This is a genomic window from Psychrobacter sp. 16-MNA-CIBAN-0192, from assembly GCF_040309565.1.
Lineage (GTDB): Bacteria > Pseudomonadota > Gammaproteobacteria > Pseudomonadales > Moraxellaceae > Psychrobacter.
In genome coordinates, this window is record NZ_JBEOOX010000007.1 from 59,673 (window position 1) to 74,503 (window position 14,831).

At 41.6% G+C, this 14,831-nt stretch carries 12 protein-coding genes; 8 read left to right on the forward strand and 4 right to left on the reverse strand.

Annotation, left to right across the window (positions count from 1 at the left end):
- Positions 1-69: 69 nt before the first annotated feature.
- The 4 genes from AAEY78_RS07665 (at position 70) to AAEY78_RS07680 (ending at position 4,153) form a co-directional block, all read left to right on the forward strand.
- On the forward strand, positions 70-645 hold the full coding sequence (locus tag AAEY78_RS07665) for a TerD family protein (RefSeq protein WP_352338690.1): 576 nt from the start codon (positions 70-72) through the stop codon (positions 643-645).
- 225 nt (positions 646-870) lie between these two features.
- Positions 871-1,623 carry a TIGR00266 family protein gene (locus AAEY78_RS07670; RefSeq protein ID WP_352338692.1) on the forward strand — a complete coding sequence of 251 codons (753 nt, stop codon included), beginning with the start codon at positions 871-873 and terminating at the stop codon, positions 1,621-1,623.
- A 114-nt stretch (positions 1,624-1,737) separates the two neighbouring features.
- A complete protein-coding gene (locus AAEY78_RS07675) occupies positions 1,738-2,346 on the forward strand; it encodes a TerD family protein (RefSeq protein WP_352338694.1) in 609 nt (202 codons plus the stop codon).
- A 433-nt stretch (positions 2,347-2,779) separates the two neighbouring features.
- Positions 2,780-4,153, forward strand: a complete 1,374-nt coding sequence (locus AAEY78_RS07680; RefSeq protein WP_352338696.1) for a YfcC family protein — start codon at positions 2,780-2,782, stop codon at positions 4,151-4,153.
- 139 nt (positions 4,154-4,292) lie between these two features.
- On the opposite strand, the gene AAEY78_RS07685 is transcribed toward AAEY78_RS07680, so the two are convergent.
- The 3 genes from AAEY78_RS07685 to AAEY78_RS07695 all read right to left on the reverse strand — a co-directional run bounded on the left by AAEY78_RS07685 (position 4,293) and on the right by AAEY78_RS07695 (position 8,117).
- Entirely contained in the window at positions 4,293-5,039 is a 747-nt protein-coding gene (locus tag AAEY78_RS07685; RefSeq protein ID WP_352338698.1) for a LytR/AlgR family response regulator transcription factor, read from the reverse strand.
- Between the two features lie 12 nt (positions 5,040-5,051).
- Complete coding sequence (locus AAEY78_RS07690; protein ID WP_352338700.1) at positions 5,052-6,767, reverse strand: LytS/YhcK type 5TM receptor domain-containing protein; 1,716 nt, start codon at positions 6,765-6,767, stop codon at positions 5,052-5,054.
- An 87-nt stretch (positions 6,768-6,854) separates the two neighbouring features.
- On the reverse strand, positions 6,855-8,117 hold the full coding sequence (locus AAEY78_RS07695) for a TerD family protein (RefSeq protein WP_352338702.1): 1,263 nt from the start codon (positions 8,115-8,117) through the stop codon (positions 6,855-6,857).
- A gap of 242 nt (positions 8,118-8,359) precedes the next feature.
- On the opposite strand from AAEY78_RS07695, the gene AAEY78_RS07700 reads away from it, so the two are divergent.
- Entirely contained in the window at positions 8,360-9,544 is a 1,185-nt protein-coding gene (locus tag AAEY78_RS07700; RefSeq protein WP_502943711.1) for an ATP-grasp domain-containing protein, read from the forward strand.
- A 285-nt stretch (positions 9,545-9,829) separates the two neighbouring features.
- Here AAEY78_RS07700 and AAEY78_RS07705 read toward each other — a convergent pair whose 3' ends face one another.
- On the reverse strand, positions 9,830-11,098 hold the full coding sequence (locus AAEY78_RS07705; protein ID WP_352338704.1) for a Rid family hydrolase: 1,269 nt from the start codon (positions 11,096-11,098) through the stop codon (positions 9,830-9,832).
- 347 nt (positions 11,099-11,445) lie between these two features.
- Here AAEY78_RS07705 and AAEY78_RS07710 point away from each other — a divergent pair, with 347 nt between their 5' ends.
- The 3 genes from AAEY78_RS07710 to AAEY78_RS07720 are packed head-to-tail and all read left to right on the forward strand — an operon-like array spanning position 11,446 to position 14,819.
- Positions 11,446-12,765, forward strand: a complete 1,320-nt coding sequence (locus tag AAEY78_RS07710) for a phosphoribosyltransferase domain-containing protein (protein WP_352338705.1) — start codon at positions 11,446-11,448, stop codon at positions 12,763-12,765.
- A 30-nt stretch (positions 12,766-12,795) separates the two neighbouring features.
- Complete coding sequence (locus AAEY78_RS07715) at positions 12,796-13,620, forward strand: HAD hydrolase family protein (RefSeq protein ID WP_352338706.1); 825 nt, start codon at positions 12,796-12,798, stop codon at positions 13,618-13,620.
- Positions 13,620-14,819, forward strand: coding sequence for a cysteine protease StiP domain-containing protein (locus AAEY78_RS07720; protein WP_352338707.1), 1,200 nt, complete (start codon positions 13,620-13,622; stop codon positions 14,817-14,819). The genes AAEY78_RS07715 and AAEY78_RS07720 overlap by 1 nt, the downstream gene beginning before the upstream one ends.
- Positions 14,820-14,831 lie beyond the last annotated feature (12 nt).

The following is a 14,831-nucleotide window of genomic DNA, read 5'->3' on the forward strand; positions in this document are numbered from 1 at the left end:
TCTTCAGTATTTTAGCTCAATTATATCAAACAATAAATTCATACAATCAAAACTTCAAAGGACAATTTTATGGCTATTAGCTTAACAAAAGGCGGCAACGTCAACTTATCAAAAGAAGCGCCGGGCTTAACCAACATTACCGTTGGTTTGGGTTGGGATCCTCGTGCAACTGACGGTCAAGATTTTGACTTAGATGCTATTGGTTTCTTAGTTGATGAAGCTGGTAAAGTGCGTAACGACCAAGATTTTATCTTCTTTAATAACTTAAAATCAGATAATGGCGCGGTTGAGCACACTGGCGATAACCGTACTGGCGAAGGCGATGGTGATGATGAAGCCATTAAAGTAAACTTAGCAAACGTGCCAGCTGACGTCAGCAAAATTGCTTTATGTGCCATTATTTATGAAGGTCAAGCGCGCAACCAAAACTTTGGTCAAGTCGGCGATGCTTACATCCGTGTGGTCAATGATAATGGCGCAGCTGAAATCGCTCGTTATGACTTATCAGAAGATGGCAGCACTGAGACGGCAATGATTTTCGGTGAATTGTATCGTCATAGCGGTGATTGGAAATTCCGCGCTGTCGGTCAAGGCTTTAGCGGTGGTCTAGGTCCCTTAGCATCATCTTATGGCGTTAATGTTTAAGCCTAAATATCTAAGCTCTAAAGCTGAATCGGTAACTTAAAAAAGCCATCAAGTGTGCCCTACTATCACATTTGATGGCTTTAAAAGTAATTGGCAAGTGAAAATATGTTTTGGAACCTATTTTTTTGGAACTTAGTTTTATAGAAATATTCAGAACTATATTAAAGTATCACTAACATTAACGTCTCAATATTATTAAAGCATCAATATAAGGATTTCCCATCTATGGCAGCAACTTTCAGCTTAATCGGTACGATTGAACCTTTTTTACATTGTAACCTCAAAAAAGGCGATTCAATTTATTGTGAAGCCAATGCCATGGTAATGATGGAGTCTAACCTTGAGCTTAAAGGTAAGCTACAAGGCGGATTAGTCCAATCCTTGATGCGCCGTTTTGCCAATGATGAGTCATTATTTCAGCAGCAGATTGAGGCGGTGAATGGCGAAGGTGATTGCCTGCTTGCTCCCACACTTGATGGCGATATGCAGATATTGGACGTGGGCGTACAGCAATATACTTTGAGCGATGGTGCCTTTGTTGCCGCGCAAACGGGTGTTGACGTTAAAGCCAAAATTCAGCGTAATTTGGGCGGCGCTATATTTGGCGATACCGGCGGATTTATGGTCATGCAGACTCAAGGTAACGGTCAAGTCGTGGTTTCAGGCTTTGGCTCGTTGTTTGAGATTGATGTTGAACCCGGTAAAGATGTGATTATTGATAATGGTCACGTGGTCTGTTGGGATTCGCGCTTAGAGTACAAACTCTCCGTTGCCACCAGCAAGAAAAAAGGCTTTATGGGCAATATTATCAACTCTGTCACCAGTGGCGAAGGTATGGTTTTAAACTTCTCCGGTACAGGTAAAGTGGTCATTTGCTCACGTAATCGTGACAGTTATCAAGGCTGGCTACAAAGTATCTTGGGCACCAGCTCGGGCGGTCGCGGTGGTAATAGTGGCTTTTTAGGCAATGTATTGTAAGCAAAACCCTGACAAGCAAAGCTCTGAATATTTTAGCGACATTTCATTAGTACCAATTTATTAGTATCAATTTATTTTTTTAACGTAAACAATAACTATTATAAGGATTATCGCATGGCAGTCAGTCTACAAAAGGGACAAAAAATCTCCTTAAGCAAAGAAGCAGGTGGCACGCTTACTCAAGTAAAATTAGGTTTGGGCTGGGATGTTGCACAAGCGCCTCAAGAGAAAAAAAGTGGATTATTAGGTAAATTATTCGGCGGTGGTAGTGGTGGTGATTCTATTGACTTGGACGCCTCTTGCATCATGTTTGATAGTAATAAGCAGCCCGTTGATACCATTTGGTTCAGTCAATTAAAGTCAAAAGATGGCAGCATCGTCCACACTGGGGATAACCGTACCGGCGATGGTGACGGCGATGATGAAGTTATCAATGTTGATCTCTCAAAAGTGCCTGCTAGCGTCGTGTCATTAGTATTTACGGTCAACAGCTTCACTGGACAGAGCTTTGAAACGGTTGAAAATGCATTCTGCCGTATTGTTAATGCCAATAATAATAGCGAAGTGGCGCGTTATAACTTGTCATCGCAAGGTCCTCATACGGCAATGATTATGGCAAAAGTCTATCGTCATAATAATGAGTGGAAAATGCATGCCATTGGTGAAACGGCTTCAGGTCGTACTTTCCATGACTTGATGCCAACGATCATACCGCATGCCTAGCCAATGAAGGCTGAGGTAGGCTACATAGAAAAGTTGTCATAAAAAAAGCATCCTGATTCTTATAGGATGCTTTTTTTATTGGAGTATCTTTATATTTATCTAACTTGGTAATCCCCAATAAATAAAAACTGTTCTATGCAGCTTTAGAATTATTCCGTATGCAAATCATAAATCCACCAGGTTTGACTCGGTTTACAATTTAAAAAATAGGCAGCTCGTTTGCGATTATGTACCACTCGTTTGATATAAGCACGTTTCGTTCGATTTACAACATGATTAAGCCCTTCTATATTACAATTTTAGCGGTGTAAGACAGGTAAATTATATTCTCTGAAATGGATTATTTGGGGTGAACGACATGTCAAAGAACGATGCTAATAACGTGGACAAAGTAGATAACATAGAAATAGGATATGAGAAAAAAAAGTTCGAAATGCCGCACATCTACGTCATCTTATTCGTATTTAGTGCCATTGCAGCAGTGCTTACGCATCTAATCCCTTCTGGTAAATATGACCGTGTCCTTGGACCAGAAGGTAGAACGACAATTGATGCCACGTCCTATCATCTTATAGAGCAAACGCCAGTTGGGGTTACCGAATTTCTAACTGCTGTTCCTAGAGGTCTTATCGATGCGGGTGAAGTTGTGTTCTTCACATTCATTATCGGTGGGATGTTTATGGTACTTAGAAGGACAGGAATTATCGAGGTCGTCGTTGATAAGCTAGCACGTAAATTTGCTAATAATGGCTTACTATTAATAGCGGTATTGACAACAACATTTGCTTTTATTGCCACGCTAATTGGTACGCCAGAATTATCATTAGTATATATTCCAGTCATTATGCCCTTAATTATCGCCTTGGGATACGACTCGGTAACGGCTGCTGCAATTTCATTATGTGGAACTGGGGCTGGTTTTAGCGCTGGTGTGCTCAATCCAATCAATACCGGTCTTGGTCAAAAGTTATCTGGATTACCTGTATTCTCAGGAATGGGATTACGTTCAGTCGTATTCGTTCTGGCAGTAACTGCAGTTATCTTCTTCATTATAAGATATGCAAAAAAGATTAAGAAAGATCCTTCCAAAAGTTTGGTGTATGAAGAAGATAGTGCAAAACGAATAGAGTTTAATCAGATTACCGGTGGTACTGCTCTTACCATGACGTCTCGTCAAAAACTAGCTGCATATGCAACGCTTATTCTACTTGCAGTACTAGTATACGGCGTACTTAAGCAAGGCTGGTTCATGATAGAGATGTCCGGACTGTTTGTCATCATGGGCATCGTCGTTGGAATGATTGCTGGTCTCAAGCTTACTGAGATATGTGATGGATTCAACCAAGGCTTTAAAGATGTATTAATGGGAGCATTTATCGTCGGCTTAGCTCGTGCCGTTGCTGTAGTCTTAGAAGATGGCAACGTCATGGACACCCTCGTACATGCTCTAGGAACTTTAGTTGGCGATTTACCTCCTGAGTTGGCAGCTGTTGGTATGTATTTTGTCCAAACAGCCATTAATTTTGTAATATCCTCTGGTAGTGGACAAGCGCTGGTCACGATGCCTATTATGGCACCGCTGGCTGACCTTGTTGGTGTAACGAGACAAACTGCGGTACTAGCCTATCAACTTGGCGATGGCTTTACGCACGTACTCTTCCCTACAAGTGGTTATTTTATGGCAGCACTAGTTATCGCCGGTGTTCCTTACCAAAAATGGTTACGCTTTTTCTTACCGCTTTTTGGAGTATGGGCGACAATCTCAATCGTTGCATTAGTATTTGCACAATTGATAGGCTGGTCATAATTGATTGGAAATTATTAGTAAGTCACAAGTAGCAAGTACGTACTCGATAATAAAGCTGAGAAGAAGAGAGGGTATTTTATCCTCTCTTCTTTTATTTAAAATCAAAACCAGAATTTTTTATCACAACTTTTAAATCATTTTATAATCCGAGCACTTGTTTTACTGCTTTTACATAGGAGCGACTTACCGACACTTTTGAGCCATCTTTTAGAATGATTAAATAGGTTCGATTAAACCAAGGCTCTAAGGCGGCTATTTGTTTAATATTAACAATATAACCTCTATGTACTTGGACGAAACTGTCTCCCAGCTTGTCCATTATTTTATAAAGTAAGGTATCGGTTTCATATTTTTTATCTATAGTTTGAATATAAGCTTGCCGATTTTCCGTGCCAATATATAAGATATCCTTGGTCTTAATAACAATAATACGATCTTCTTCTTTAACCGTAATACTATATTTCTTATCCTTATTTTCTTTATTTTCTAAAACTGGCGGCTCAACTTTAGCTTCTAATTCGGGCGCTCCAGCCAGCTTTATCAGCTTATCAACTGCTTTTGTCAGCCTCGCTTTATCAATAGGTTTGACAATATAGTCTATAGCATCAAGCTCAAACGCCTTCACGGCGTATTCATCATAGGCAGTCACAAATACAATCATCGGTGGCTTTTTCATATTCCTAAATTGCTTAGCAAGGTCTAAACCATTACCACTTTCAAGCTCTATGTCCAAAAATACTGCATCTGGCTGTTTTTCATTGATATCCCACAGAGCTTGATGAATATCCTCTGCTTCACCAACCACAGCTACCTTGCCTGTATCATTTAGCAAATAAATCAATTCTTGTCTTGCCAATATTTCATCTTCAATCACATAGACATTCATCAGCACTTTTCCCTAAGTTTTAGCTGGCAAGGTAATGGAAACACACGTTCCCTTGCCAGGATTGCTACTAATAGCGAACCTAGCATCTTGACTATATAACGCTGTAAGTCGTTCTTTTATATTAAATAGTGCCGTGCCACTGCCATCCTTTGAGGACTTGACCACACGTTCACCCAAGTCTACCCTTCGATTTGACGCTACGCCAACACCATTATCTTTAACTTTAATGGCAATTAAATTATCAGCACTTAACTTAATTTCAATGGAAACGATGCCTTTTATTTTGGCTTTTTTAAACTCGCCATGTTTGATGGCATTTTCAACTAAAGGTTGGATAATAAATGGTGGAATAAGCAGTTCATTGGCATTTTCATCGATGGCTATCTGCACATCAAATTTATTGGGAAAACGTGCTTGTTCAATGGCTAGATATGCTTGTACATTCTCCATCTCTTTATTAACTGATACCAAAAATTCCCCAATACCTGATAAGTTATTGCGCAGATAAGTGGATAAATGCAGCAGTAAATCTCGTGCGAGCATGGGATCAATTCTACATAATGCCACAATGGTATTGAGCGCATTAAATAAAAAATGAGGTTGGATTTGTGATTGTAGCGCCTCTATTTTCGCATTTTGTAATAACTTATTGTGTCGTTCAATCTCGCCAATTTCTAACTGACTTGAAAATAACTTGCTTAAGCCTTCGATTAGCTCTCTTTCAACAGCAGTAATGTGTATCGAGCTTCCATAGTAGAAGGTAATGGTGCCAATTGTCTTATCGTGAACCCAAAATGGCAGTACTACCGATGCGCGGCTCTTAGCTTTATTTGAAAATACCCACTTTGATTCTGACTCGCTTAGTACGGATTTACCCGTTTCTAACACCTTTTTGCGTAGCTTTAAATCCTGCTCAGCGTTTCTCTTTTGATCCGTGGCTGTTCCTGTATACGCAAGCTCGCGTAAGCCTCTGGTTATTGCAACATGCTCCACCCCTGTTAATTGTTTGATTACTTTTATACTTTCTCTGGCAGAGGTTTCATCCAATCCGGCGCGAAATAGAGAAAAGGTACGATCAGCGATTGAGAATGTTTTTACTGTCTGGTTTGCGCGTGTCCTCTCCTCCTCTTGCACTGCATTATAAAATATCATCGCACATATCCAGATACCAAGACTATTGATAACAATGATCGGTATACCGGTAAAACTGATTAATTTGAGCGCGCGCATATGATCAGTAGTTAAGATGGGTACGGCTATGATCTGAATGGTTAAAATAATGATACTGATAAAAAACATGTGTTTGGGCTTAATAAGACTCATGCCTCGACGCTTATAGCCAAACCATCCTGCAAGAGCACCGCCTAAAATAGATATCCAAAAAATAGAGCCGCTAATAAAGCCGCCCATTAACAAGCGATGCCCGCCTGCAATCAACGACGCCCCGATACCAACGATTGGACCGGCAAAAAACCCACCGATAATAATGCCGATATTGCGGGTATCCGCTACAGCATTATTAGACTCAAGGATGGGATTCCATAAGCTTGACACTATTGTCTGACTGCCGGGTTCTATTACTAAGGCGGTATAATTACCAATAACTCCAAACATACCAAATATAATGATTAAGATAAACAAACCACCAATACCAACCCGGTGATAAATCATTTTTCTAAAGATAGATAAGCGGGTGATAAGAAAAGCAATGGTGATAATCAGTGTCATCCTTGACAGCATTTGCGTGATCAATTCCCACATTAAGACATCTCATCGTTATAATGAATATAGATATTAACTCTTAAAACAAAAGCTCTATTTACTGCCCCGCTTCCAGCTAAAGCCCCAGTTAAAGGCTTTGTCCATCTCTTGATGACCTTTAAAATATTCATTAATACGCTCAACATTGATGCTGCCATTTTGATTGACCAAGCGGGCAATGGCACACATCGGTAGATTACCAGCGCCTTCGGTTAATTGGGTTTCAATCGGTGGCTGCTCAGGCACGTGAATGGTAACCACGCCATTGGTTTGCGCCCAGTTGGGTGCACCTTCATAAATAAAAGCAAAGATAAACACCTCTTCGATTTGCGCCCAATGTTGACCGTTAATATCGAGCCACTCACCGCCACTGGTCTGCCCTGTTCTATCATCAGCGCGCAAACATACGTAAGGTTCAGAGGATAGGCTACCAAAGCGATTACCCAACGCCTGAATGAGCGTTTTTTCACCATTTTTTAGATGAATCATCGCGCCAACATCAAGGTCTATACCGCCGTCTTTATGCTGCTTAAACAAGTCGCCTAGCAGTCCTTTTTTAGGGGCTTGTTTGTCTATATTAGGGCGCTGATTCCAGTTAAGGTTGACGGATATTTTGCCAAAGTCATCACGCTTGGTTAAGTTAATACTAGATTGATTCTTGGTTAAGGTAATTTTATTTAAATTAATAGCCGGTTTTGCGGTGTTGTGAGCGGTAGGAATCGGTGGCGGACTGCAGGCTCTTTGAGTGTTAATAGGTTTTTGGGTATTAATAGACGCTAATGTATTAGTCTGATTTTGAGCTTGAGCTTGAATAGGAACATCGTCGGCAATCTCAACGCCAAAATGCTCGGATAAAGGTTTTAGCCCGCCATTAAAGCCTTGGGCAATAAAGCGAAACTTCCAGCTACCCTGCCGACGATAACATTCTGCTAAGATAATGGCTTTTTCACTGCGACCTGCTGCACTAAGCTGAGAGGTAAGCAGCACCTGATTGCCTTGCAGCACTTGGATATCAACATCGCCGATTTGCGCAAGGGGCTGATCACTTGAAAACGCCAGAGCAATCTTATCAATACTGGTAGGCTGTGCAGGCAAGTTGATATCAAAAAATCCATCACTATCATGACCGCGAAAGCTGACCGTACCATCATCACTTTGCTTTTGACCATAAAATATCATATCACCGTCACCACGCACGCGTCCGTCCGTTGTTAACCGATAAGCGGCGCAGTCAATGGCATTTTGACTGACAATACGGATGCTAATATTATCATTTGGTAAGGCTGCGTTTGCTCCAGCAATCAAGGTTTGGCTCATGGTTTATCCTTATCATTCATATTATTTTTTATAGCGTTGCTCGCCATATAGTAGCACGAATGTCGACTATTGCTTAATGGGCTGATCTAGCATAATAATTACAGCGAACCAATATGCAAGTTGTCGTTAAGCATTTATATCCGGCTGCATTTGTATATAATGGCGATAATAAAATATCATCAATAAATCATTAAAAATAGAACGCCGTCAATAAGATATCAATCACGCCAGCTGAGAGAATTATGCCCAAACCTATGAATAACGGTCCTAGCAATGACTGTAGTAATAATAGTAACCATGACCCATCTAAAAGTGGTGGTAAAAATCCATCTGACTTAATCTCAGTATGGTTGGCTGAAGGTCAATCCAGCCAGCGCGATATGCTTGCCAGCTTGCAAGCGCTCAAGTTAACGTCCGATAAACCCTTACATATTGTTGCGTCTCATCGTCATGAGCGTCCAGAGATTTTTGAATTTGCCGATACCTGTTATTACGAGCCGTCTCAGAGCACTACTCATCAGGATGATGAGGATATTAATGCTGAACCACTCTTGCCACGTTGGCAGTTTGTGTTGGAGCAGGCACAACAAAATAATGTCAAAGTACTACTAACTGGTCGTAATGGTATTGATTATGAGGCGCAGCGTGACGCATTCACGGCAGCTGGCATTCGCTTATTAACGGGTGCTACTAGCGTGTTTGCGCTTGAGATGATTGAAGATAAATTTGCCTTTATGCAACATTGTCACACGCATGATATTCCGGTCGCTGAAGCGTGGCGTTTTGACACTATAGACGAGCTTAATGCCTTACTTGCCGAGCATGACCATCAACCACTATGTGTGAAGCCAGTAACGGGTATATTTGCACAAGGGTTTTGGCGGCTTGATACCGGTAAAGACAATGATGAGCGCTATGATAGCTTTGAGCATTTATACTTCACGGAAGATAAAAAAATAAGCACCGAGCAATTTATTAATGCTTATCAGCACAGTCAAATGGTGCAAGAGCAGCCGATTCCAATGCTATTAATGCCTTATCTTGCCGGACAAGAGTATTCTATCGATGTGGTATGTGAGCAAGGTGAAGTGTTAGCCGCCATCACACGCCATAAAACGGGTAAAATTCAGCATATTGGCTATGACGAATCAGTTATGGAAGTAGTTATACCCTTAATTAAAGCGTTTGGCTGTGATGGTATCGTCAGCGTACAGACCAAAGCGGACGATAGCGGTCAGCACCGAGCCCTTGAGATTAACAGTCGTCCCTCTGGTGGCATTGGCTATACCACGCATAGCGGTGTCGACTTAACGCAAGTTGGCTTTGGCTACTGGCTAGGGTTAACAGAAAAACCAAAATTAGAAAGCATCACTAAGCAAATTACACCGTGTCAGGTACGCTCAGTGATGACCAGTGTGAAGCTTTAATAAGCGGCATGGTATCAGGACAAACTAGCTGTTCATACGTCCACACGTCGGGCAACCAAACAATGACAATTTATAGCCATAGAGACAACCTCAACTAATCATTAAAACCAATACGAACGCGGCAGCTGACAAACTGAATTTAAAAATAAAATAAGCCAATAAAAAGGGCGCTAATAGCTGAAACTATTAGCGCCCTTTTATCATACTACTCAAAAATATCTGTCATAAAAAGTAAAAAACATCTACTCGTCTTATTAAGTGGCTCGCCTTCAAGCCCTTAAAGAACTATGACAATGCAGGTGGCGTACCTTCAGCATTAGAAAGCACCGCATCAATTTGTATTAAAGCATCCATAGGAATAGCGGACACGCCAATGACCGTTCTAGCTGGTAAATCACTATTAAAGAAGCTCGCATAAATATTATTTACCGCAGCAATATCAGCAATATTTTTAAGTTGAATCGTTACTTTAACGATATCGTCCATGACATGGCCAATACTCTCTACTATCGCTTTGATATTGTCTAAGCACTGCGTTGCTTGTGCTGTGATATCGCTTACCACTATCTCTCCTGATGCAGGACTGATAGGCAGTTGCGCTGAGATATTATTATAATGAGAAAATGCAACGGTTTGCGTGCTAAGTGAATTTTTTGGCGCGTTAGTGGTGTTATTGGCTTTGATAACGATGCCATGGCGGTCTTCAACGGCTTGCGGAGGCGTGCCATCTCCGTGCGATACTACAACATCAATCTGTACTAACGCAGCCATCGGTAACGCTGACGCCGCACTGACAGTTCGTGCCGGCATATAGCCTACGGTTCTAGCAATCGCTGAATCTGGGAAAAAGGTCGTGTAAACTTCATTGACAGCATCAATATTTGCAAGGTCTGTTAAATAGATATTTACTTTGACAATATCATCAACAGGCACATCGATACTCTCTAAAATAGCCTTGATATTTTTTAGGCACTGTCCGGTCTGCTCTTTTACGCCGCCAGTCACTAAGCTGCCGGTGTTAGGGTCGATAGGCAATTGCGCTGAAATATTGTTGTAATGAGAAAAAGCAACCGTTTGCGTTGACACGGAATTTTTTGGGGCATTATCAGTGTCGTTTGTTACTTTTACCAAATCACAAGCGGCTTGCGGATGCGTGCCTTCACCGTTTGAGATAACAGCGTCTATTTGTATCAATGCCTTATCCATAGGTAGCGCAGCTACGGCTAGTACCGTACGTGTCGGCAGATAGCTTTGGAAAAAGTTAGCATAAACCGCATCTACAGCGGCAATATCCGCGATATCTTTTAGGAAAATCGTTATTTTGACGACATCATCCATGACATGATCGATGCTATGGGCGATGGCTTTTATATTGTCTAGACACTGTGTTGCCTGCGCAGTTATACCACCTGCGACTACCTCATTTGTTATTGGATCAACAGGTAATTGACTGGAGAGATGGTTATAATGAGAAAATGCAACGGTTTGGGTTGATAGTGAACATTTTGGGGCACTGTCCGTGTTTCTGGATGCTTTTACAATGATAGTATTCATGCGCAGATAAGTCCTATTTAATATTTATTGTTATATCGCTTTTGGATGAGTGTGGCTTTTGGTTTGATACGGTTTTTTTTGATACTTTTTTTCTAAAATTGCTTATTTTGAGACAAGACCATCGAAGCTAAAAAACTACCACTAATGGTAGATAACTTTACCATAATAGCCATTCATATACCTACTAATAAACTTGGTTTGGGATAAGTAACACAAAGCATAAGAAGATATTTCAATTCAACATAGTAAGTGCAATAACAGTAAAACGTCACTGTTGTGGTTGTGATAAAATCGCGGCAATTAATAGTAATATACAAAACTTTTTAAACACGGGATACATCTACACGATGACTGAGACTTACAATGGCGCCACCGCTGATCATTTACATCAATGCGCCATCACCCTACCTCGTGGCACGCTTGCCCTAACCTATCAGATAAATGCAGCGACCAAACGCGTCAATGATAAGCACAACCTAGATACCGACGTCCAACCTTATCAATTGGCAGACTTGTTAGATTTTGCGCAACGTATCAATCCAAAGCGCGCCTTTTTATTTGTATCAAAAGTGCTCGGTCGGCATATTCCTATTGCACCCAGTACCATGCGTCAGGCTTTTACTGATTTGGCACATTTAGTGCCAAATCATTTACCTGAGCCTATTTTAGTGATTGGTATGGCAGAAACTGCGGTTGGTCTGTCGGCTGGTGTCCATCAAGCCTTGCAAACTCGCTATCCACAGGCGTTACTGTTGAACTCCACTCGTCACGCCCAGCACGATGATAATAACCAAGAAACCCTGCTGACCACTTTTAACGAAGACCATAGTCATGCCAGTCAGCATCTGATTTATCAAAGTGCCGATAGCGTTACCCAAGCGCAATTACTCGCCAGTAAAACTCTGATTATGGTCGATGATGAAGCCTCAACGGGCAATACTTGTATCAATGTGGTTAGCGCCTTACGTGATGCAGGATTGACGCAGTTAGAACAAGTACACTTAACGACCTTGGTCGATTGGTCATTAGCTCAGGCAGGCATGGACGACAAGATAGCCGAACGCTTACCAGACATCGAATTTCACCGCCACCATTTATTATCTGGCGCGTGGCAATGGACGGATGCGCCAAATCCTGAACCGATTGTCATGCCCTCAGTCAATACAACGGCTGCCGGTACTCAAACTTTAGGTAATACGGGTAATTGGGGGCGTTTTCCGACCCTTGATAGTGAGGATGGTTTCAAGGATTATTTAGCCCAATTTCAACAAAACTTCTCTAAGTTTAAGGGTCTACCCTCATTTTCTATAACGAGTTTGCCAAAAAGAATCTTAGTATTGGGCAGTAATGAATTCGTTTGGCTGCCGTTTTTACTGGCTGAATGGTTAGAAGCACAAACGCAAGAATCAGATATTGCAACAGCATCAACGGTTAAATTTAGCGCCCTGACACGCTCACCGATCGCCCTTGGCGGTGCCATTACAACCATGCTGAGCTTTACCGATAACTATGGGCTTGGTATGACCAATTTTGCTTACAATGTCGAGCCTAGCGATTGGGATTTGATTGTCTTGTGTGTAGAAACAGCAGCGGATAGCGTCGATACAATGTGGACAGATTTAGGTAATGTGTTAGTGGTGAGTCCTGCCTCGTCAATTCTATTATAAAATTAAAATTTATGGCGTACGGACAATCCTATGACGACTACTTTTTTTCAGCCTAATTTAACTATTATCAAACCCTATGCCTTAATGGATTTGGACGATACCTTATTTCAAACGCAACGTAAGATTGATACTTGGCATTTACCTACCGCTGAGCCTGAAAACTTAGTGTGCGCGACGGTCAATAAACAAAGCGAGCCATTAAGTTTTATGAGCCAGCGTCAAGCCACGTTCTTTAATTGGCTACTTGCCAGCACCGAACTGATTGCTGTGACGGCGCGTGATACTTCTGAAATTAAACGGGTTCTATTACCACTTGATAGTTGGCAAGTATTGACTCATGGCGCAATTATTTTAATGCCAAATGGTCAGCCGCTTAGTGACTGGCAGCAAAAAATTAGTGAGCAACTCTGCCCTCTACAAAATAACTTAAATCAGCTTATTCAGCTAATCTCTGAGCATCATGCACAAAACGATAACGGTCATAATGATTTAATATTTACGATGCATACTGACTGCTTTCATAATAAAGAGTTAGCCATTTACTTGGCAATTAAACATGCTAAAAAAGACCATCAAGCGTTGGAATTATTAGCCAAGCAGTTAGCGATGCTGATTCCAGATTTTGATACGCATTTTTATGTGCATGTGAACGCCAATAATTTAGCGATACTACCGCACGCTGTTCATAAACAATATGCGGTACAGTTTTTATTAGAGCATCATTTAGACCACGCGCGACCCAGCTTTGGCTTTGGTGATAGCTTGGCAGATTTACCTTTTTTACAGCTATTAGACTGGTATGGCATGCCGAGTCGCGGTCAACTCCATTCACAACTTAAAACTGGGTACGTTTAATGAATGCTACCAACCTAGCTAACCATATAGAGTCTAGCCCAAATAAAGTAACATTAGATAATTTTGGCTCAGGCAGTTATCTCGCCTCTGATGTGACCGTGTTATTAGATATGGTCGATAAAAATGCGGTTGCCGATGTGCCTGTTGCGCAAAAAGAAGCGTTAATTCAAAGTGGTCAGCGTCATTATTCAGATATGATTACCTTAGAGAGTGCGCCCAGTGCAATACATGAGCAGCTATATCAGCAAGCGCTAGCACAAGGGACAGAGCGAACCGCAACGGACATTGCTAATCTTGCTTATACGCTGCAGCAGACTTTTGCGCACACCGTAACCCTAGAGCAACCGCTGATATTGGTCAGCCTCGTTCGTGCTGGTCTGCCTGTTGGCGTATTATTACAGCGCGCACTGATGGATAGCAGTAGTGGCTATACTCTGCCAAGTATTCATTATGGCATCAGTATTATTCGTGATCGTGGTCTCGACCCAGTTGCACTACAAATGATTTTGAATGCGCATTCAAATAGCCCAATAGTATTTGTGGATGGTTGGACGGGTAAAGGGGCAATTTATCAAGAACTCGCAACGAGTCTTGCGCCATTCAGTGATCCTAATCATCCTAATTTTGCCAATATCTTTCATCAAGGTAAGGGTGTCATTCCACTACTAACCCTTGCTGATCCAGCCGGTGTTGCTTGGCTTGCGGCAAGTGAAGATGATTGGCTGATTCCATCAGGACTGCTTAACAGTACGGTATCTGGGTTAATATCGCGTAGTTTATATACTGAGCCGCAACAAGGCTTGCATCGTAGCGTGTTTTATAATGACTTAGTAGACGTTGATCACAGCTTGGCGTTCGTTACTCATATTGATACGGCTCGACAGAAGTTAACGGCATTACCTGAGCAATTACCAACCTTTAAACAGCCTCGCTATAACACTAAGCCCATCATTGACAGCTTGGCAACGCACTATCAAATCAGTAATCGCAATCGCATTAAACCCACTATTGCTGAGGCAACGCGAGCGATATTACGCCGTGACCCTGAATGTGTGTTGCTGGCAAACGTTGATCATCCTGATACTGCTTTATTGCGCCATTTGTGCGCAGAGAGAGATATTCAGGTGGCAATATTAGGCGCTAACATACTCCCTTATCAAGCGGTTACGATTATCAAACAGCGTGGCACCAATCACTAATTGCACCGCTAA